Below are 19,075 nucleotides of genomic sequence, written 5' to 3'. Positions count from 1 at the left end.
ACTACGATCCGAAATGTTCCAGCCACCTCGGGCAGCGTTCTGCATCGCGCGCTTCATACGCTTCCAGTGCCTCTTCAAGAGTTGGAGCAAATTGGCTTTCTTCATTTTCGCCCAACGCCTTAAGACGCATTGAATACCAGGCTGTGATGCCACCGCGTGGCGGCGTTTCAAACCTGGGAAACGCCGGATCACCACCCAGGCCTGATAGCCAGGAATTCGCAAGTGCCGGGTCGAGAACCATTGCTCGAGCCAGACCGATGGCGTCCGCGGCACCTGTCTGGAGCGCGGCGACGGCATCGGCGCGCGTTTGCATGCCGCCGGTCACCATGATTGGAATTTCGGTCATCTTCTTCGCACGCCGGGCAAACTCGATGAAATACGGCCCCGACGCCGATACGCCATCAGAACTAGACGCAGCTCCGGGGAAATATGTTCCTCCGCTTACATCAATGAGATCAATCGAGGTCCTGTCGAGCATCCGGACAACCTGCAAAGCGTCTTCATCGGTCAAGCCTCCGACGAGCTTGTCCGTCGAGTTGATCCTTATGCCGACCGGAAAAGACGGACCGACGGCTCGGCGGACTGCATCGATTACCTCGCCAATAACGCGAAAACGTCCCTCGATCGAGCCGCCATAGGCATCAGCCCTGTGATTGAACAGGGGCGACAGGAACTGGCTGAGCAGGAACCCGTGACCTGCATGGATTTGCACACCGCCAAATCCGGTGTCCTTTGCCATGGTCGCAGCCCGCGCAAACAGGCCTGGCAGTTCATGAATTTCCTCCAGCGACAGCCCCTGACATTGGAGGCCCTCGACGTTCAGCGGTGACGGCCCTTTCGGTTTGCTGACAGGCAAGTGTGCAAGGGCGCCTGCGTGGCCGAGTTGAGGCCAGATATGGGCATCATTGATAGAACCACGTTTCGCAAGAATGCGGAGTCCAGCCGTGTCTGATCCCTGCACCAGCACAAGGTTTCCAGGCTTTTCCGGATAGTGCGGACTGGTCTGCACCTCACCGATCAGGGACAACGCCACACCGCCTTCGGCCCAGCGCTCATACAGTCTTGTCTGCGCTTTGGTCGGGTTTCCGGTGCCGTCACCGAGCGAGTCGGACATCGGCGACTTGATCAACCGGTTCTTCAGGCGGGCACCGCAGGGGAGAACCAGAGGCTTGTCCAGGAGCATTGTCGCTTCATTTTTTGCCATTCTATAGTTCCTTTTATCGAGATATCTCGAAATTCACATTTCCTGCCTGCCGAAAAACCGTCAAATCGTGCCCTTGCGGATTACTGCGTCAAAAGTTCTTTCTGTACCGCCGCAAGAAACGATCGAATGTTGTCTTCGTCTCGACGATAGAAAGTCCATTGCCCGTGGCGTTCTGCAACGACGAAGCCAGCCTGCTTCAGAAGGCCCATATAGTTGGAAACCGTCGATTGCGAGAGCTGCGCCTTTTCCTGGATATAGCCCACACAAACGCCTTCCAGGTCGGCGTGCTCCGGCAGTGCAGGCGGGAAATTCGACCGATCCTTCAGCCATTCCAGGATTTTTCGCCGAATTGGATTGTTCAGCGCTGCTATCGCTTTTTCAATGTCCATAAATCGAAATATCTCGATTTATGGACATATGTCAACGAATTTCGTGATTTTTCTGCGTGAATTTTCACGTACCCGGACGATGTTGTTGTTACCGAACGTAATAAACACCGTTCTGACTTTCAGCGGCCTTAGGGTGAATGCCAGCTTGACGACATTCCTGCGGCACAGCAAAGTCCGCTTATTCGCAATACACTACTGTAGCTGAGTCACAATGCTGTTCAGGTCCGGGCCTATCCCGCCTGCTGCCATGGCGCAGGCGCGCGTCCCAGCGGACGGCAGGTGTCGGCCAGCCAGTGCCTTGCGCCATCCTGGCACCTGGGACCGACCAGTTTTTCCGTCTGCTCATGATAAGTGTCTAGCCAGGTGATTTCAGCCACAGAAAGGCGCTCCGGAATGAGAGCATCCTTCTGGATCGGAATCCAGGTCATGTTGTCGAAGTAAAGAAAGCCGTCGTCTGCTTCTCGGATCTCGAAAAGGTTTTCAAGACGGATGCCGAAGGCTCCCGCCTTGTAGTAGCCCGGTTCGATGGACAGGACCATTCCAGGCGCAAGATCGACCGGATTGTGCGGTTTGCCAATGCGCTGGGGATGTTCGTGAACCGAAAGACGATGGCCAATGCCGTGGCCGGTGCCATGGTCATAGTCAAGGCCCAGATCCCAAAGCGGGCGGCGGCAGATGGCATCGATGTGATGACCTTGCGTGCCTTTCGGGAACCGCAGGGTCGCAAGCGCGACCAGTGCCTTGAAGACAGCAGTATACGCTTCAGCGTAGCCGTCCGGCAGGAACCCGAAACTGAATGATCTCGTCGCGTCCGTGGTACCGGTTTCAAACTGTCCGCCGCTGTCGAGCAGATACGGTGCGGCCGGCAGGACCGGTGCCGAATTGTTCTTGTCTGCCGCATAGTGGCACATAGCTGCATTCGGCCCGGCGCAGGAAATCGTATGGAAACTCTCGCTCAGGTAGCCCGGCCGTTCCCTTCTGAATGAAAGGATTTTTTCCAACGCCTCGAATTCCGTGACCGGATCGCCATCCGCTGCGCGTGAAGCGACAGTATCCGTCAGCCATTCGCTGAATTCGATCCAGGCCACCGCGTCCTCAATATGGCAGGATCGCAGACCCTCAAGTTCGGTCGCATTTTTCCTGGCCTTGGCGAGCGTCATCGGGCTCAGCTTTGGAACCGGCACGGCTTCGGCCTCGATGATCCGTTGGGAAACAGCTGCCGGTGAAAAATCCGGATCGACCAGCACCCTGGCCCCCTTCCCTGTCTTAGCAGCCAAAGATTCCAGAAGATCGGACTTTGCTCGCAGGGACACCCAGTCCGGCAGGGTGTCGGCAAGTCCCTCCTCGAACTTGCCCTGATCCACGAACCAGTGAGCTGCCCCGGACCTTTCCAGAAGCAGGAAGGACTGGGGCATCGGATTGTAGGCGACATCGTCCCCGCGAACGTTCAGGAACCAGGCGATGTTGTCCGGCTGGGTCTCGACCAGAAGCGCCGCATCCTCCGCGGCCATCTCCTTGAGAAACAGGTCCCTTTTGTCGCTAGAAGACACCCCGGCGAACTGAAGCGGGAAGGCGCTGATCGTGCCAAGGGGTTCGTCCGGTTGGTCGCCCCAGACAGCATCCACCGGATTTTCGCTCATCGCCTTCAGCGAGGCTCCGGCGGCGTTTGCACCCTTTTCAAACCGTTTCACCCAGTTTGGCGGCAGATGCATGGCATCGTAGCCGATCACCCAATCGGGTTGCGCGACGTCCGACAGCCAGTGTTCCGGTGGGTGATTGTGAATGTGATCGCGGTCGATCAAACCGGCGGGACACTGGTTGCCGGCCTGCACCACGTAACGGCCGTCAACGAAGAGGCGCACTTCGGACTGCGTCACGATGGCAACCCCGGCTGATCCGGTGAATCCCGTCACGAACCCAAGACGTTCATCGTGAGGAGCGATGTATTCACCCTGATGTGCATCGAAGCGCGGCACAATGAACGCATCCAGCAAACGCATTTTCATTTCAGCGCGCAGTGCGGTCACGTGGTCGGTCAACTCGGCCAATTGGCTTTCAGACATTCTCGATCTCTTCGGCATGGTGACAGGCGACCGAACCGCGTCCCGCAATCGGACGAAGCTTCGGCTGCTCGGTGGTACATTTCGGCGACTTGTGACGGCATCTGACGTGGAATGGGCAGCCGGGCGGGATATCAAGCGGCGAGGGCAACTCACCCTCCAGGTGTATTTTCCTGCCCTTGTCGTCCGGATCAAGAGACGGCGCCGCACTCAGAAGCGCCTGGGAATAGGGATGCGACGGGCTGGCAAACAGTGTCTCGCTGTCGCCAATCTCAACTATCCGGCCGAGATAAATGACCGCCACCCGATTGGACACATGTCGCACCAGACGAAGGTCATGAGCGACGAAGAGGATCGTGAGCCCAAGCCGGTCCTGCAGATCCAGCAGGAGGTTTACGATCTGTGCCTGTACCGAAACATCGAGCGCAGACACGAGTTCGTCGGCGATCAACACCTCCGGTTCGACTGCAAGAGCACGGGCAATCGCGATCCGCTGCCTTTGCCCGCCCGAAAATTCATGCGGATATTTTTCCAGAGCGTCCCCGGGCAACTGGACGAGGTCCATCAGGTTCGCAAGACGCGCCGGCACATCATCTTCCGGACACATGTCATGCACACGCAGCGCCTCGGACAGAATCTGGCCGGTCGTCATGCGGGGATTCAAAGACGAATACGGGTCCTGAAACATCATCTGGACCCGGCGATTGTAGGTCCGGTCGCCACGTTCGTGCGAAGCAAACACATCCATGCCGTGAAAATGTACACTGCCGCCGTTGGGTTCGTGAAGACGCACGATGCAACGGGCAAGCGTGGACTTGCCACATCCGGACTCGCCGACTACGCCAAGGGTTTCTCCCTGCCGCAGATCGAGACTGACCCCGTTGAGCGCGTTGACGTTTTTCACCGGTGTGTTGCTGAGAACATCGAGCAAAGATCGTTTGCCCTTGAACGCCAGGCTGACGTCTCGAATTTCAAGCACTGCTTCGCTCATGCGGCCGCGCCTCCCTTTGCCTCGACCCTGTTGAAGCAGGCAACAGACCGTCCGCCCTTCAACGTCTCAAGTTCCGGCCGACCGGTCTCGCAGCCGGCCGTCCTTTGCGGGCAGCGTGCTGCGAAAGCACAGCCATCGGGAAGCGACAACAGGCTGGGGGGTGTTCCGGGGATGGAGTAAAGGGGGGTGCGTGGTGGCACATTCTGTGGCACGGAACGCATCAGCCCGACAGTGTAGGGGTGTCGCGGTTCTCTCAGGACGGACCGGACACTGCCCTGTTCGACTATACGGCCCGCATACATCACAGCCACCTGTTCGCATGTCTGAGCGACAACGCCCAGATCGTGGGTCACAAGAATGACACCCATGTCGAAATCCTTGGCAAGCGACAGGATCAGATCGAGGATCTGCGCCTGGATTGTCACATCCAGCGCGGTGGTCGGTTCGTCCGCCAAAAGCAGCTTCGGCCTCGCGGCAAGCGCAATTGCAATCATCACCCGTTGCCGCATGCCGCCGGAAAACTGATGCGGATATTCGAAAAGCCGGGATCCGGCAGCCGGAATGCCGACGACGTCAAGCATCTCGATTGCGCGCTTCTTCCGCTCGCCTGCAGACATGTCCGTATGCGCCTTCAGCGTCTCGTCGATCTGAACTCCGACCGTCAGCAACGGATTGAGCGATGTCATCGGCTCCTGAAAGATCATTGCGATTTCACCGCCCCGGATCCGGCGCATATCGGACTCGGGCAGGGTGACCAGGTTTTCGCCACGCCAGAGCGCCGAGCCAGTTGTCCTGCCATAGCGGCGGGACAGGCCGAGGACCGATCGAAGGGTCACACTCTTGCCCGATCCGCTCTCGCCAACGAGACCGAGTATTTCGCCCTTGTTGATGGTGAACCCGACATCACGGACAGCCGGAACCGAGGTGTCACCCGCTCCGAACGTGGTGCACAGACCGGAAACTTCCAGCAAGGGGGTTTTTACGCTTCTCAGGGTCATCCGCGTGGCCTCAACAAGTCCGCCAATCCGTCTCCGATCAGGGAAAACCCGAGCCCGGTCAACACGATGGCAATGCCCGGCATCAGGCTGAGCCACCAGGCCGTGGTGATGAAATTGCGGCCTTCAGCAATCAGGACACCCCACTCTGCCTGTGGCGGCTGTGCACCGAGACCAAGATATCCAAGCGAGGAACCGAGCAGGATAGCGAGCGCCATGTCGGTCATCCAATAGACAATGACCGGCGTGATCGCGTTCGGCAGAAGATGGCGAAAAATGATACGGAGATCAGAGTATCCCATGACGATGCCTGCCGAGGCGTAGTCATTGGCCATCTGGGATATGACCTCCGCGCGCATGAGCCTGGCATAGTAGACCCAGCCGACCAGCGTGATTGCGATGTACATGTTGATCAGGCCCGGGCCCAGCACCGCGACGATGGCAATCACCAGCACCAGAAACGGAAATGTTATGACGGCATCGACGACGCGGCCAAAAATCATGTCGGCGATACCGCGATAGTAGCCGACCAGAGCGCCGACGAAAACGCCGATCACCAGCGCGAAGACAGTAGCCAGGACGGCCATCTGCATATTGACCGAATAGGCCCAGATCACCCGTGAAAAGGAATCCCGACCCAACAGGTCCGTACCGAAAGGATGCTGCCAGCTTGGCGGCTGGCGTACGGCCTGATAATCGATGAAATTGGGATCGTAGGGCGCAAAAAAACCCGGAAACAGCGCCAGAACTGTTGAAATTGCAATGATGGTGAAGCCGACCATGAAGCCGGGCTTACGAAAGGCGATCTGCACGCGGCCACGCCGCTGGCTTCGAACATTCCCGCGGGAGATTGTCGTGTCGCTCATGACAGACGCATCCTCGGATCAAGCCAGCTCTGGAATATGTCGGTCATCAGAAAAACCAGCGACACCAGAACGGCAAAGGTCAGCGTAAGGCCCTGGATAAGGGGATAATCCCGGGCGAAAATAGCCTCCAGCATCATGCGTCCGACACCGGGGACAGCAAAGACGGTCTCGGTCACCAGCGTCCCGCTCATGAGCTGTCCAATGGAAAGTCCGAGCAGAGTGACTGTCGAAACCAGGGCATTCTTCAAAACGTGGCGACCAAGGATCAGACGCGGCGGCAGTCCCTTGGCGCGGGCGAACTGGACATATTCCGCATCAAGGACCTCAATGATCGCCGAACGCAGGTTCCGCATGAGTATGGCCGAGGTATAGAGCGCGACCGTCACGGCAGGCAGAAACAGATGATAGGCGCGATCAAGGAAGGTTTCGCCGTATCCTCCGACCGGAAACAGCCGCAGCTGTGCAGCCAGAAACGTCAGCAACAAGAGACCGATGTAGAAAACCGGCATCGAAAGCCCAACCTGAAAGACCGCCCGGATGAGATTGTCCTGCCACTTTCCGCGATTGAGTGCAGCGACAAAGGCAAGCGGGCCCGCGATCAGGATTGACAGGGTGACCGCATAAAGCGTCAGGAAAATCGTTGTCGGCAAACGGGCAAGAATTACCTCCGTCACTGGTGCGCGCAGTAAAATCGAGCGTCCGAGATCACCCTGAAGCGTGTTCGTCAGGAATAGCCAGAACTGGGTCCAGAGCGGTGCGTTCAGACCCAGTCGCTCGCGGATGGCGGCTATATCCGCATCGGACGCCTTGTCTCCGGCAATCGCGATCGCGGGATCACCCGGCAAAAGCCTGACCAGCAGAAAAATGATGATCATGACCAGCAGAAAGGTCGGGATCATCAGGAGAATACGGTTCAAGGTGTATTGCAAACCGGCCATGGAGGTCGTCGCCAATTCTCACTCAAGCACGGAGGGTGAGGGAGAGCTCAGCGCGCCCTCACCTTCCTGTTCACGGGTTCTGCGGATCAACGTTCCAGGGAAACGTTCTCAAAGACGTTGTTGCCCAGAGGTGTCTGCAGATACCCGTCCACCTTTCCGGAAACCGCGACTGCGAAAGGCGTTTCGTACATGAAGAGCAGTGGTGCCGCTTCGGCATAAATGTCCTGCATTTTCCTGTACTGGTCCGCCCGCTTTTCGGGATCCATTTCCGAAGAGGATGCTTCATACAGCGTGTTGAAATCGGCGTTGTTCCAACCGGTTCCGACTGCTTTTGCCGTCGGGAAATATCCGAGCCAGCCCGTCACCTGGCTAGGATCGTTGACATCGTCAACCCAACCATAGGTGTGAATGTCGAACTCACCTGAGCGGTTCTTGGCGCCACGGGTCGCGTTGTCGACCTGTTCGGCAACAAGATTGATGCCAAGCGGTGCCCACATCTGCTGGAGAGCGGCAAATATGGTCGCATCGTCTGCAGATCCGGCAAGGGTCGTCAGCGTGACTTCCGTTCCCGCTTTCAGGCCAGCTTCGGCAACAAGGGCCTTCGCCTTTTCAATATCGTAGCCGTAGAGCGGGTTCATGTCCGCGGCCAGCCGGGTTGAAGACGACATGACCGGCGACGACATCGGCTTACCCGCGCCTTGCAGGACGAGACCGATCAGCGCTTCCTTGTTTGTTGCGTAGTTCAATGCCTGGCGAACCCGCTTGTCGTGCAGCGGATTCGGCGTTCCGTCGGCCCTGGTCTCACGCGTGTTGATCGGTGAATAGATAATCCGCGTGGACGGGAAGAGGTTCATGTCGACTGCCGGGTCGGCATCCAGCTCCGCAACGCGCGAAAACGGGATGAACTCGGCGATGTCAACTTCGCCTGCCGTCAGTTTCAGCACACGAGTCGCATCGTCCGGAATGATTTCGAAATGGACCTTTTCCAGATAAGGCAACGGCTTGCCGTCCTTGCCTTCTTTCCAGTAATGCGGGTTCGCGGTGAAGGTCATGGACGATCCCTGCTCGAAACCGCTCAGATAAAAGGGGCCCGATCCGACACCTGGACCACCCGCTGCGAATATCGCAGCCGATTTTTCCTGATCATTCGCACCCGGCGCAGCATCAAAAGCTTTCTTGGAAACAATGGCCGTATTGAATGTCGCCAGCATCGAGAGCAATGCCGGGTCAGGCCTCTCAAGAGAAATGGTGATATTGCGGCCGTCCGCGCTCACGGAAGAGACAGCGGACAGAAGCCCCGACCATGGACCCAGGTCAGGGTTGCGGGCGCGTTCCAGCGAGAAAACAACGTCGTCACCCGTGAGCGGGCTTCCGTCGGAAAACTTGAGGCCATCGCGCAACACGAGGGAAACGGTCTTGCCGTCAGATGAGACCTCGAAGCTTTCAGCGAGCGACCCGACAAGGTCGGTACCGTCTTCAGTCGGTGACAGCAGTGTACTGAACAGGCTGCCGACCATCCAGATATCCGGATTGCGGTCGGCGTAGATCGGGTCGACAAGCTTCGAACCGTCATATCGAGCAAAATTCAGAGTTCCGCCACGCTCCTGCGCGTCGGCAAACCCAATGGTAGATGCGCCTAGAGCCGTGCTTGTTGCCAGCGCGAGGGCAAGTGCTGCAGCCTTCATGGTATGTCCTCCCAGATGCACATGTGATGGTGCGACGGAGATTAGCCGAACAGGCCCCTTCCGCAAGGCATTTTTTAGCAATTTTGCATATTGGATCCAATATTTGTTTTAAATCAAGAATTGATAATTTTCATAATTTATTGTTTTTTATATGTTTTTTCTATCATCAACAAATTCTCGAGTTACTAAAAAAAATTTTAGTATTGATAAACTCTCCAAGCTATCGAATGCTGGAATTACAGCGCCCGGAACGATATAAGTGTGTGCCTGAACGGAGGAATGCATGACAACAAGCAGGCGGCAAGCCACGCAGGACACAGTGCAGGACACGCCCAACTACGGTCCCGTCATCCGCCAACGACGCAAGGCTCTGGGCATGACACTGGACGATGTCGCCAAGGCAACAGACCTGACGATCGGGTTTCTGTCCCAAGTGGAACGTGGCATCAGCGCGCCCTCCCTTTCCTCTTTCATGCGCATTGCCGGTGCCCTTCAGACCAGTCTGGAGGAGCTTCTCAAGGTTCCCGAGCCCTATATGGAATATGTTCCGAAGGACTCGCGCCAAACCTATGTTCTGGGCAAATCGAAACGCCTCTATGAAAAACTCGGCCCCGGATTTCCAGGTGCGCTGACCTATCCCTGCATCATCCACCGCCCACCCGGACATGTCTCGGAACACATGCAGCATGAAGGCGAGGTGTTCTGTTACCTGCTCTCCGGAAGCCTGGAGTATCACCTGGGCAACAAGGTTTTCATCATGACGCCGGGCGACAGCATTCACCACGACACCAGCAAACCACATTTTTCCAAGGTTCTCGGTGATGAGGAGTCCGTCGAACTCTGGGTCAGCTCCACGCCGATCAAGACACCGGGCTAACACCCACTGCCGCAACAATGACCGTATGTGATGCAAGCCCATTGCACGGGACGCCTGCCAAGGTCTATCAAGGAGCCGTGAACCAACCGGAGACCTTTGATGGAGCGAACGGCAATTCTATTCGATTACTGGCGATCGTCAGCCAGCTATCGTGTGCGCATCGCATTGAATCTGTTGAGCATCCCGATCGAGTATCGCCCGGTCAACCTGTTGACCGGGGACCACAGGTCAGCTGTCTATCTTGACCAGAACCCGCAAGGTCTCCTGCCGACGTTGGAGATCGATGGGAAGCGGCTGACACAGTCGCTTGCCATTATCGAATATCTGCACGCCACGACACCTGGTTCGAAGCTGCTGCCAGACTCGATCGACGGTCAGTACCGGATTCGCCAGCTGTCCGACGCCATCGCGATGGAAATCCATCCTGTTTGCAATCTCAGCGTTGCGCAGCGTGTTGTGGATCTCACCGGCGGCGGTGATGAGGTCAGGGTCGACTGGATGCGCCACTTCATTTCAAAAGGTCTGGGCGCGTTCGAACGGCTGCTGGGTGCCGACGAAGGCCCGTTCTGCTTTGGCAACCAGCCAACCATGGCCGATTGCTGCCTGATACCGCAGCTCTACAACGCTGAACGGTGGGGTGTCGACACGTCCGATTTCCGGAGAATTGGCGAAGCCGCAAACGCGGCAAATGCAATGAATGCCTTTGTGGATGCTCACCCGGATGCGGTTGGGGCGCCGCCGGCGGACTAATCCGCCGGCAACGGGAGGAACCTGTTAACTCATGAATTTCCGGCAACTGGAAGCATTTCGCGCGGTTCGCGATACAGGTTCGACAACCCTGGCTGCCGACAGGATCGGTGTGACGCAATCGACCGCAAGCCGCCTTATACTCCAACTCGAAGAAGATATCGGCTACCAGCTGTTCGACCGTCAGGGCGCCGGGTTGACCCTCACACCCGAAGGACTGGACTTTTCGGAAATCGCCGAACGTATCCTTGCCGAAATCGAACGCATCAACCTGATGTCGCGCAATATCCGCCAACTCAGTACCCGCACCGTCCGCATTGCCGCCATGCCGGCGATCGGCACCTGCATGACGCCGGAACCACTACGCCGTTTCCTCGACGAAAACCCCAACGTGCATCTCAAGGTGGACCTGAAGCCGAGGTCGGAGGTTCAGTCGCTGGTCATCAACGGCAAATGCGATCTTGGCCTCGTAACCCTGCCACTCTCGGATGACGGGCTGCATATCGAACCACTGTGCCAGGAGGAAACAGTCTGTGTCTTGCCTCCCGGTCATCATCTGGAAGAGAAGGATGTCGTCTCGTTCGGGGATCTTGCCAGCGAGCGCCTGATCAGCATCGCGACACATACGATCCTTCGCTACCGGCTGGAAGAGGCCTTGAGCAGTGCGGGTGTCCGCCTCGGATCCATATGCGAGACAGATTCAACCCTGCTCGTGGCAAACCTTGTCGCAGCCAATGCGGGGGTCGCCATCATTCACAAGGTGGTCGCGGACATGCTGAAGGACCGTCTGGTCATTCGTCCGCTGGCGACGCCGATCCAGCTCTCTTATGGCATCATCCGGCGGCGCGGCAGTCCGCCGCGCGTACTCACCGAGAGACTGGTCGATTGTCTGAAGTCCGCGTTTACAGAGTGACTGCCGGGAACCCGGCTTCAATCAAGCGTCGACGCTCCGCAGTTTCGGCAAGGCGTGCATGAGCCGAGACATTTTTCTCGGCCCCCGGAGACCGGATCTTCGCTTCGCCGCATCCAAAACGGTACCGTTGTGTTTCGGCGCGTTAGCGGCTCTCAGGCCATGATCGAACTCAGGCTGGCGTCGTTCAATGGCAGGTGGACCGGCTCGCCGCGCTCGGCAGACAGATCAGCAGCAATATAGACTTCCATTACCTGACGGGCCTGATCGGCAGTGACCAGAACCGGCTTGTCCCGGGCGCAGGCATCTATGAAATGATTGGTCTCCGGCGCCATCGGGCCGGCATAGGCATGTCCGACGAATTCTCCCGGCATGGAAGACATCGGGAACTGGATACCGTTGTCTTCCGTGTTCAGGACAACATCCTTGTGGCTGTCATCCACCATCAGGGCACCCTTGGTCCCGACCATTTCCAGCGTGGTGCTGGAATAGTTCGGATAGCCGAGTGGCAGGATCCAGCCGGCGCCGATGGTAAAGGAAATGCCGTTGTCCATGGTCACGATGATCCAGGTACAATCCGGTGCATCGACCCCCTTGCCCCGCATATAGCGGTAGACGTTCTGGGCGTAGACCTTTACCGGTCTGGCCGGCTCCAGACACCAGAGCACAAAGTCGAGATCGTGAGTTGCTTCCATTGCGGCGGGCGACAGCTTGGTCCGACCCGAAATCTTGTTGCCGAGACCGCGTGTGATGTGGCGGCTGACCAGAGCGGAGACAGGATCGCCAAGCGTTCCATTGAGAAGGCTCTCGCGAATATAGGCATATTTGTAATTGAAGCGCTGCGAATAGCCGATCGTGAACTTGACATCGTTCTGCTTCGACAGAGCAACCAGATCATCGGCTTCTGCAAGGGTGATCGCAATCGGCTTTTCAAGAAAAACATGCTTTCCTGCCAGGAGGGCAGCTCTGGCCATCGGGTAGTGAACGTCTTCAGGCGTTGCGGAAATGATGACGGAAGAGATGTTCGGGTTTTCAATGATCTCCTGATAAGTGTCCGTCGCGGTTGCCGGAGCATAGCGGTCCTTCATTTCCTGCAAGCGTTCACTGCGCGTCTCGGCAATGTGCATCGACGCAACCTGCGGATTGCGGGCTGCCGCTTCGATGCGGATACCACCGCACCAGCCCGCACCGATCACACCCAGTTCAATCTGTTCCATACCCTGGCTCCCCTGATCGCGGAGCCGCCGCACGACAGACCCCTTCTCTTGTCAGAAGCATGTTGGGCAAACGGACTTACGGGGTAAAATTCTGAATCTGCGTTGAGATATTCAAACTCCGCATCGCGCCGCTTTGCGGGTCGACGCAATCGTTCTGGTCAGCTCTTCCTGCAAAATGTCACAGAAGGCCTGTGCTGCATCATTGAGTGGTTTTGCTGCCGGTTCGATCCTGCTGTAGCTCACGGAAAGCTCCGGCCTGACGATCGGATGCAGCCGGCGGCGCTGCCCGTCCAGATCTGCAGCGCACATGATACCAGGCAGGATCGTATGCCAATCCGACCGGGCGACAAGGTCGATTGTGCCGAACATCGCGTCGAGTTCCAGAACACTGTCCACCTTGATGTGATGGTCAGCAAAGTAGCGGTCGATGCGACGGCGGCGCGAATTTGCAGGACTGGGAAGAACATAACGCAAAGGGGCATGATCTTTCAGGTCCACAGGCTGGAGATGCCTCTCACCGGGGGCACCAACCAGAAATTCGTTGTCGGTTCCCATGGGTTCCGCGCGAATATTGTCATGCCCTTCGAATGCCGGAACGATAGCGAAATCAAGATCTTCACGTCCAACCGCTTCAATCAGCTGGAAGGAATAGGCCTCCACCATGGAAAGGCGCACCATCGGATAAGTTTCCGTGAATTGCAGCATCGCCTCGGACAGAACGCTACGCGTAAGGGTCGGGATCAAGCCGACACGCACCTGCCCCGTCATGGTTCCGGACGCACGTTTCAAGGTCTCGTCTGCATCGGCAGCCGACCGCAGGACATCGACCGCTTTCTTGTAGAACAGCATGCCGGTTTCGGTTGGCGTGACACCGGTCGACTTGCGGATCAGCAACTGCACACCATACCGGTCCTCAAGCTCTCGGACCTGCATTGAAATACCGGATTGGGTGGCGTTAACCCGGTTGGCCGCAGCCGAGAAAGAACCTTCCTCATAGACGGCGACGAAAAATCTGAGTTGCTGAAGCTTCATCTCAAGCCATCACTTTTTCTGTTGGCAAATATCATTGATAATGAGTTGCGTTGAAGGCGGCAAGACCTACTAACTAACAGAAGAAAACACCAAAAGAGCAGAATGGCCGGACCGGTGGACAGGGTAAAACTATGAACATACAGAATAAATCATTTTGTATCGCGGTCGCCGGGTTCGGTTGGTGGGGGCGCCACATTGTCAATCGCCTCAAGCTGACCGACGGAATTGCCGTACCTGTCGTAATCGAACCGAACGAGACCGCCCACGATCAGATCCGGGATGCCGGCCCAGCGCCCTACACACGTTTCGAAGACGTTCTAAAACGCCCAGACATTGATGCCGTCGTTCTGACAACCCCCAATCCACTGCATGAGGAACAGGTGCGCCAATGCGCGGCTGCTGGCAAACATGTCTTTTGTGAAAAACCTCTGGGCCTGACCGGTGAGAGCGCGCGCCGCTCTGTCAAGGCATGCAAAGAGGCAGGCGTCACGCTTGGCATAGGACACGAACGGCGGTTCGAGCCGGCCATGGAAGCTCTCAAGGCAGAGATTGAACGGGGTGGCCTCGGCAAGATCATGCATGCCGAAGCCGCCTTCAGTCACGACAAGCTGATCGGTGTCCCCTCGGGCGATTGGCGCACGTCAAAATCCACCTGTCCGGCCGCCGGCATGACGGCGATGGGTATCCACCTCACCGACCTGCTGATCTCCTTTTTCGGGCCGGTCAAAACGGTTCAGGCGATGACAGCGGATCGTTCACTCGGCTGGGAAACCGGTGACCTTGTTACGGTGCAACTCGGGTTCAGAGAAGGAATGACGGCGACCTTGAGCGCCATCCTGCACACACCTCACTTCATTCGCATGCACGTGTTCGGAACTGAAAAATGGGTGGAAGCGCGCAACGACACCCATCCCGACACGCCGGGCGGCAAGGTAAGTTATGTGGAATCGGTGACAGGGATGCCGCTGAAGGAAACCGCTTTCGAGTGGACCGATACCGTGATTCACAACCTTGAGGCGTTCAGGGATGCCTGCCTCGGGCGTCGTCCATACAGGGTTTCCCACCAGGAAATGATCCATAATATTGAAGTTCTCGAAGCAATTGCGCAGTCTGCCGAACATCGTGAAACCATCCATCTGAATTCATAAATGATCGAACTGCCTAAAATTCTCGTTGCACCCAATGGTGCGCGCCGGGACAAGTCCGCCCATCCTGCGTTGCCGATGAGCGTTGAAGAACTGGTCGAAACCTGCCGCCAATGTGCCGCCGCCGGTGCCGGAGGCGTCCATGCCCACGTGCGCGATGATGCCGGCCTGCACAGTCTCGATGCCGCTCGATATCGTGAGGTGATCGCTCGAATTGCCGAAGAGTTGCCAGGGTGGTTCGTGCAAATCACGAGCGAAACCGCAGGGCGCTTCAATGCCAGAGATCAGCAGGACCTGATCCGGACGATGCGTCCCAGTTCGATTTCCGTCGCGGTTCGCGAATTCGTGCCGAATGAAGAAACCTTGCCCGAGGCCCGCAGAACCTATCACTGGGCTCGTGACCACAACGTTGCGATTCAGCATATCTGCTATTCGAAAGCCGAGCTCACCCAGCTCATCGGCTTCATTGCCGACGGAACGGTGCCCGGGTCCGCTCACCAGGTACAACTTGTCCTTGGATCTTATGACGGCGGCCGGACCAGCCGTCCCGAGGATATCGAAGCCTTGGTCAAACCGATGCGGGACCTTGAGGAGCAGCAATCATTTGACTGGATGCTGTGTGCCTTCGGACCGGAGGAGACAGATTGTCTGCTGCGGGCTCTGGAACTCGGCGGCAAGGCGCGGATCGGCTTTGAAAACTCACTCTGGAACAGGAATGGCTCACTTGCGAAGGACAATGCCGAACGTGTCAGCGAACTTGTCGGACTGGCCGGCAAATCCGGCCTGCTTTAAACTTGATCGCCTGCGGACAGATGCGGAACGGTCTCACCGGTTTCGACAAATGTGCGTGTCACGTCACGAGCGCCATAGACCCACAAGATGACAAGGCGTCCGTCACCCCTGTTCCTGAAATAATGCGGTGATCCGGCTTCGGCAAAGGCCGTGTCGCCTTTGGTCAGATTGTAGACGTTCCCGCCGATACTGGCCTCGGCCTCGCCCTCCAGGATTGTGACCTGTTCGTCGCAATTGTGGGTGTGCATCGGTGCGCTGCAGCCGGCGGGGAAAACAGTCGTTCCCGTGGTGAACGGGACAGTGTCGCTGACGGCCTTTCCGATCAGAAGCCGCGTCTCGACCCCGTCCCCGCGCTGGAAAGGCCTGATGTCTTTGTATGTGATGACGGTGGACACGATTTCATCCTCTTTGAGAAGCGGGGCTTGACCCCAAATGTAGGTGGAACTGGCGAATGACTGAAACACGTGTAACCAAAAAAAACCTGGAGAGGTTCATATGCCGGGTTCTCTCGACAAATGGTCTGCCCGAGGACGATGCCTGCACCATCGCTGAACTGATGGTAACGGCCGACCTCATTGGACAGGATGGTCATGGTGTTTTTCGCCTTGCGCAATACGTGAAGCGCCTCAAGGCAGGGGGGATCAATCCTAAACCAGTGTTTGCCCTGGCCGAGGAATTTCCCGCCAGCGCGGTTCTGGATGGCGACAATGGCATGGGGCACCTTGTGATGAACCATGCGACGGACATTGCGGTTGCAAAGGCCCGGCAAACCGGGGTTGCCTGGGTCGGGTCGCGGAATTCGAACCACGCGGGTCCCGCATCTCTCTATGCCATGAAAGCGCTTTGCGAAGACATGATCGGCCTTTATGTCGCCGTCGGCAGTGCCAATCACATGCCTCCCTGGGGCGGGACGGACATGCTTCTGTCCACCAATCCGATTGCGGTAGCAATCCCGGCGGCCGAACGTCCGCCGATTGTGCTCGACATGGCGACCACGGTTGCTGCCTACGGCAAGGTCAAGACCGCAGCACAGCGCGGCGAAATGATGCCGGAAGGCTGGATGATCGACCGGCAGGGCAATCCGCTCCTCGACCCCACAAAATCGGCCGAGGGGTTTCTGCTTCCCATTGGCGGACCGAAAGGCTACGGGCTTTCGCTGGTGTTCGGGATCCTTGCCGGTGTGCTCAACGGGGCCGCCTTCGGCCGCGATGTGGTCGATTTCAATGCGGATTCGCAGAGCAAAACCAATACGGGTCAATTCATCCTCATGCTCAACATTGCCGCCTTTACGGATCCGGCTGCATTCAGGTCCTCCATCGACGATGTCTGGGACGAGATGAAGTCGTCGCAGCGCCTTCCCGGCATCGCGGAAATCCGATTGCCCGGCGAGCGGCTTGACGCGACTCTCAAGGATAGATCTGTCAACGGGATTCCCCTGCCCGCCGCGTTGCTTGCCGTTCTCGACGATCTTGCCGACGCCAACGGTGTTGCCAGGCTCGAACGCCAGGCCGCGCCTGCATAAATCGGTCCGTGGCCCATAATACGCAGACGTATCGGCAAGGACCGGTTTCACACCGTGACGGGTTGTTCAGCCGAATACCGGTCAGGCAGCCTCTGCCGACCAGTTGCGGCCGTTGATCGTCCAGTTTTCGGACACCCGGCTGCCCGACATCTGAAGCATCTTCGAGACAGCACAATGATGACGAAGCTTTTCAACAACGGCGGCAATGCCCTCGTCACTCCCCTTCATTTCGGCAGTGATCGCGATCTTTACATCGGGAAATGGAATGTCGATCGGCTCGACAAGGCGTGTGCCGCGGCTATCCATCGTGGTGACAACATCTATATCCATGGCGGTGATATCGACACCGTTCGCGTTGGCCAGCTTGTTGGAAATGACGTGCGTACAGCCGACAAGCCCGGCAATCATCGTCTCGACCGGCATCGGTCCGAGATTGGTTCCGCCGCGCTCGACCGGCTCGTCGATAATCATTTCGACGTCGCGTGCGCGTACGACCGACTTGGTGTTGGTTTCCTGGCGACCCGTAACCTTGAAGGTCCAGATTTGCTTTTCCCTGATTTTCATTCGGAACCCTTTCTCGCAGGCCACAGATTGTTCCCCGCCTCCACTGGCAGGAAGCGTAACGCCTTCGAATTGCCGGGACCGGCCGGCCTGAAACCGGCCGGTCCTTCATCTCTTATTGCGTGATCGAATCGACGAGGTCCTTGTAGGCCTCTGCCTGCTCTTCGCGCATTTTCTGGTAATCGGCACCCGACATGTAGTCGACGTTCTCGCCAAGGCGGGACATCATGCGATTGTATGTCTTGTCCTCCAGAAGCGCTGCAAATGACGCTTCGAGTTTTTCAAGAACCGCAGGAGGCGTGTCGGCGGGTGCAAGCACCACGCGGTGCATGAATCCCACATCGCCTTCCACACCTACTTCGCCAAAAGTCGGGACATCAGGATAAATCCGTTCCGCACCGGCAGTTGCCAGCACCCGGACGTCCCCGGAAGCCAGCAGCGATGAAAGCGTCGACGGGAAGCCCATCGTCAGATCCGCATCGCCGGACAAAAGCGCCTGCATAGCCGGGCCTCCCCCCTGATACGGCACCATATTGAAATAAGCGTCACGCGCCTTCATGATCTGCGCTGCCGGAACAAACAAGGCACCCCAGTTGCCGGAGTGGGCCATGCGGACTTCACCCGGCTTTGCCTTGGCTGCCTCGATCAGTTCCTCGAAGGTCTTGTAAGGACTGTCTGCCCGAACCACGACGGCGATCGGCGCATAGTTGATCCGCGCAACCGGGACAAAATCATCCATGGGTTTGTACGGAAGGTTCTCCACATGCTGCTGAAGCATGTCGATGTAGTTGTGACTGAAAAGCAGGGTGTAGCCATCCGCACTGGAGTTAGCGACTTCCTGCGTTCCCTTCTGTCCACCTGCTCCCGGTGTCAACCGAACGATCATGGCCTGATCGAGGAATGACGGGATCGTGGAAGTGATCACCCTGGCATTGAGGTCATGAGACCCGCCCGCACCAAGCGGGATCACCATCGTTACGGGCTTTTCCGGATATTCTGCCAACGCAGGGGAGACCGCGCCCGTGAGGGTCGCCGCCGCGGCAAATACCGCGCCTTTCCAAAGTTTCCTGAACATTATTTCCTCCTCCGTGTGCATCGATCGAGTTATTCGGAAGCCGCGGACGATGCGGACGCCGCTTCCGTT

The 19,075-nt window shown here is 57.5% G+C and carries 19 protein-coding genes; 6 read left to right on the top strand and 13 right to left on the bottom strand.

Annotation, left to right across the window (positions count from 1 at the left end):
* Nucleotide 1 precedes the first annotated feature (1 nt).
* The 8 genes from LA5095_RS27795 to LA5095_RS27760 all read right to left on the bottom strand — a co-directional run bounded on the left by LA5095_RS27795 (nucleotide 2) and on the right by LA5095_RS27760 (nucleotide 9,128).
* Nucleotides 2-1,204: an oxidoreductase gene (locus LA5095_RS27795; RefSeq protein WP_055121063.1), complete on the bottom strand. Its 1,203-nt coding sequence runs from the start codon at nucleotides 1,202-1,204 to the stop codon at nucleotides 2-4.
* An 80-nt stretch (nucleotides 1,205-1,284) separates the two neighbouring features.
* The gene (locus LA5095_RS27790; RefSeq protein ID WP_055121061.1) at nucleotides 1,285-1,593 is read right to left on the bottom strand and encodes an ArsR/SmtB family transcription factor; all 309 of its coding nucleotides are present in this window, start codon (nucleotides 1,591-1,593) and stop codon (nucleotides 1,285-1,287) included.
* A 230-nt stretch (nucleotides 1,594-1,823) separates the two neighbouring features.
* The gene (locus tag LA5095_RS27785; protein ID WP_055121059.1) at nucleotides 1,824-3,656 is read right to left on the bottom strand and encodes an aminopeptidase P family protein; all 1,833 of its coding nucleotides are present in this window, start codon (nucleotides 3,654-3,656) and stop codon (nucleotides 1,824-1,826) included.
* Nucleotides 3,649-4,644 (bottom strand): ABC transporter ATP-binding protein, encoded by a 996-nt coding sequence (locus LA5095_RS27780; RefSeq protein WP_055121057.1) that lies wholly within the window; start codon nucleotides 4,642-4,644, stop codon nucleotides 3,649-3,651. Before LA5095_RS27780 ends, LA5095_RS27785 begins: the two co-directional genes overlap by 8 nt.
* The gene (locus LA5095_RS27775; protein ID WP_055121055.1) at nucleotides 4,641-5,642 is read right to left on the bottom strand and encodes an ABC transporter ATP-binding protein; all 1,002 of its coding nucleotides are present in this window, start codon (nucleotides 5,640-5,642) and stop codon (nucleotides 4,641-4,643) included. The genes LA5095_RS27780 and LA5095_RS27775 overlap by 4 nt, the downstream gene beginning before the upstream one ends.
* On the bottom strand, nucleotides 5,639-6,505 hold the full coding sequence (locus LA5095_RS27770; RefSeq protein ID WP_055121053.1) for an ABC transporter permease: 867 nt from the start codon (nucleotides 6,503-6,505) through the stop codon (nucleotides 5,639-5,641). Before LA5095_RS27770 ends, LA5095_RS27775 begins: the two co-directional genes overlap by 4 nt.
* Complete coding sequence (locus tag LA5095_RS27765; protein ID WP_235814791.1) at nucleotides 6,502-7,458, bottom strand: ABC transporter permease; 957 nt, start codon at nucleotides 7,456-7,458, stop codon at nucleotides 6,502-6,504. The genes LA5095_RS27770 and LA5095_RS27765 overlap by 4 nt, the downstream gene beginning before the upstream one ends.
* A 71-nt stretch (nucleotides 7,459-7,529) precedes the next feature.
* Nucleotides 7,530-9,128 carry an ABC transporter substrate-binding protein gene (locus LA5095_RS27760; protein ID WP_082442981.1) on the bottom strand — a complete coding sequence of 533 codons (1,599 nt, stop codon included), beginning with the start codon at nucleotides 9,126-9,128 and terminating at the stop codon, nucleotides 7,530-7,532.
* A gap of 283 nt (nucleotides 9,129-9,411) precedes the next feature.
* Here LA5095_RS27760 and LA5095_RS27755 point away from each other — a divergent pair, with 283 nt between their 5' ends.
* From LA5095_RS27755 to LA5095_RS27745, 3 genes are all read left to right on the top strand, one after another.
* On the top strand, nucleotides 9,412-10,005 hold the full coding sequence (locus LA5095_RS27755) for a helix-turn-helix domain-containing protein (RefSeq protein ID WP_029064913.1): 594 nt from the start codon (nucleotides 9,412-9,414) through the stop codon (nucleotides 10,003-10,005).
* A 99-nt stretch (nucleotides 10,006-10,104) separates the two neighbouring features.
* On the top strand, nucleotides 10,105-10,755 hold the full coding sequence (maiA, locus tag LA5095_RS27750) for a maleylacetoacetate isomerase (protein WP_055121049.1): 651 nt from the start codon (nucleotides 10,105-10,107) through the stop codon (nucleotides 10,753-10,755).
* Nucleotides 10,756-10,786: 31 nt separating this feature from the next.
* Entirely contained in the window at nucleotides 10,787-11,665 is an 879-nt protein-coding gene (locus LA5095_RS27745) for a LysR family transcriptional regulator (RefSeq protein WP_055121047.1), read from the top strand.
* A 152-nt stretch (nucleotides 11,666-11,817) separates the two neighbouring features.
* Here the strand turns inward: LA5095_RS27745 and LA5095_RS27740 are convergent, their stop codons facing one another.
* Both LA5095_RS27740 and LA5095_RS27735 read right to left on the bottom strand, forming a co-directional pair.
* Nucleotides 11,818-12,879 (bottom strand): Gfo/Idh/MocA family protein, encoded by a 1,062-nt coding sequence (locus LA5095_RS27740; protein WP_055121119.1) that lies wholly within the window; start codon nucleotides 12,877-12,879, stop codon nucleotides 11,818-11,820.
* Between the two features lie 111 nt (nucleotides 12,880-12,990).
* Nucleotides 12,991-13,911: a LysR family transcriptional regulator gene (locus tag LA5095_RS27735; RefSeq protein WP_055121045.1), complete on the bottom strand. Its 921-nt coding sequence runs from the start codon at nucleotides 13,909-13,911 to the stop codon at nucleotides 12,991-12,993.
* Between the two features lie 131 nt (nucleotides 13,912-14,042).
* Between LA5095_RS27735 and LA5095_RS27730 the strand changes: the two genes are divergently transcribed.
* Nucleotides 14,043-15,059 (top strand): Gfo/Idh/MocA family protein, encoded by a 1,017-nt coding sequence (locus LA5095_RS27730; RefSeq protein WP_055121043.1) that lies wholly within the window; start codon nucleotides 14,043-14,045, stop codon nucleotides 15,057-15,059.
* Nucleotides 15,060-15,848, top strand: coding sequence for a beta-keto acid cleavage family enzyme (locus tag LA5095_RS27725; protein ID WP_055121041.1), 789 nt, complete (start codon nucleotides 15,060-15,062; stop codon nucleotides 15,846-15,848).
* Here LA5095_RS27725 and LA5095_RS27720 read toward each other — a convergent pair.
* Nucleotides 15,845-16,243: a cupin domain-containing protein gene (locus tag LA5095_RS27720; protein WP_055121039.1), complete on the bottom strand. Its 399-nt coding sequence runs from the start codon at nucleotides 16,241-16,243 to the stop codon at nucleotides 15,845-15,847. The genes LA5095_RS27725 and LA5095_RS27720 overlap by 4 nt on opposite strands.
* 56 nt (nucleotides 16,244-16,299) lie before the next feature.
* Here LA5095_RS27720 and LA5095_RS27715 point away from each other — a divergent pair, with 56 nt between their 5' ends.
* Nucleotides 16,300-17,370, top strand: a complete 1,071-nt coding sequence (locus tag LA5095_RS27715; protein ID WP_055121037.1) for an Ldh family oxidoreductase — start codon at nucleotides 16,300-16,302, stop codon at nucleotides 17,368-17,370.
* A gap of 81 nt (nucleotides 17,371-17,451) precedes the next feature.
* Here the strand turns inward: LA5095_RS27715 and LA5095_RS27710 are convergent, their stop codons facing one another.
* Nucleotides 17,452-17,934: an OsmC family protein gene (locus LA5095_RS27710; RefSeq protein WP_055121035.1), complete on the bottom strand. Its 483-nt coding sequence runs from the start codon at nucleotides 17,932-17,934 to the stop codon at nucleotides 17,452-17,454.
* A gap of 112 nt (nucleotides 17,935-18,046) precedes the next feature.
* A complete protein-coding gene (locus tag LA5095_RS27705) occupies nucleotides 18,047-19,006 on the bottom strand; it encodes a Bug family tripartite tricarboxylate transporter substrate binding protein (RefSeq protein ID WP_158510448.1) in 960 nt (319 codons plus the stop codon).
* Between the last annotated feature and the right edge of the window lie 69 nt (nucleotides 19,007-19,075).

Source organism: Roseibium album, from assembly GCF_001404515.1.
Classification (GTDB): Bacteria; Pseudomonadota; Alphaproteobacteria; order Rhizobiales; family Stappiaceae; genus Roseibium; species Roseibium album.
This window is presented reverse-complemented; position numbering and strand designations above follow the sequence as displayed.

Excerpts from the sequence above, each read along its gene's own strand:
- LA5095_RS27795 (WP_055121063.1), bottom strand. The coding sequence starts at position 1,204 with ATGGCAAAAAATGAAGCGACAATGCTCCTGGACAAGCCTCTGGTTCTC.
- LA5095_RS27790 (WP_055121061.1), bottom strand. The coding sequence starts at position 1,593 with ATGGACATTGAAAAAGCGATAGCAGCGCTGAACAATCCAATTCGGCGA.
- LA5095_RS27785 (WP_055121059.1), bottom strand. The coding sequence starts at position 3,656 with ATGTCTGAAAGCCAATTGGCCGAGTTGACCGACCACGTGACCGCACTG.
- LA5095_RS27780 (WP_055121057.1), bottom strand. The coding sequence starts at position 4,644 with ATGAGCGAAGCAGTGCTTGAAATTCGAGACGTCAGCCTGGCGTTCAAG.
- LA5095_RS27775 (WP_055121055.1), bottom strand. The coding sequence starts at position 5,642 with ATGACCCTGAGAAGCGTAAAAACCCCCTTGCTGGAAGTTTCCGGTCTG.
- LA5095_RS27770 (WP_055121053.1), bottom strand. The coding sequence starts at position 6,505 with ATGAGCGACACGACAATCTCCCGCGGGAATGTTCGAAGCCAGCGGCGT.
- LA5095_RS27760 (WP_082442981.1), bottom strand. The coding sequence starts at position 9,128 with ATGAAGGCTGCAGCACTTGCCCTCGCGCTGGCAACAAGCACGGCTCTA.
- LA5095_RS27755 (WP_029064913.1), top strand. The coding sequence starts at position 9,412 with ATGACAACAAGCAGGCGGCAAGCCACGCAGGACACAGTGCAGGACACG.
- maiA (WP_055121049.1), top strand. The coding sequence starts at position 10,105 with ATGGAGCGAACGGCAATTCTATTCGATTACTGGCGATCGTCAGCCAGC.
- LA5095_RS27745 (WP_055121047.1), top strand. The coding sequence starts at position 10,787 with ATGAATTTCCGGCAACTGGAAGCATTTCGCGCGGTTCGCGATACAGGT.
- LA5095_RS27740 (WP_055121119.1), bottom strand. The coding sequence starts at position 12,879 with ATGGAACAGATTGAACTGGGTGTGATCGGTGCGGGCTGGTGCGGTGGT.
- LA5095_RS27735 (WP_055121045.1), bottom strand. The coding sequence starts at position 13,911 with ATGAAGCTTCAGCAACTCAGATTTTTCGTCGCCGTCTATGAGGAAGGT.
- LA5095_RS27730 (WP_055121043.1), top strand. The coding sequence starts at position 14,043 with ATGAACATACAGAATAAATCATTTTGTATCGCGGTCGCCGGGTTCGGT.
- LA5095_RS27725 (WP_055121041.1), top strand. The coding sequence starts at position 15,060 with ATGATCGAACTGCCTAAAATTCTCGTTGCACCCAATGGTGCGCGCCGG.
- LA5095_RS27715 (WP_055121037.1), top strand. The coding sequence starts at position 16,300 with ATGACTGAAACACGTGTAACCAAAAAAAACCTGGAGAGGTTCATATGC.
- LA5095_RS27710 (WP_055121035.1), bottom strand. The coding sequence starts at position 17,934 with ATGAAAATCAGGGAAAAGCAAATCTGGACCTTCAAGGTTACGGGTCGC.
- LA5095_RS27705 (WP_158510448.1), bottom strand. The coding sequence starts at position 19,006 with ATGTTCAGGAAACTTTGGAAAGGCGCGGTATTTGCCGCGGCGGCGACC.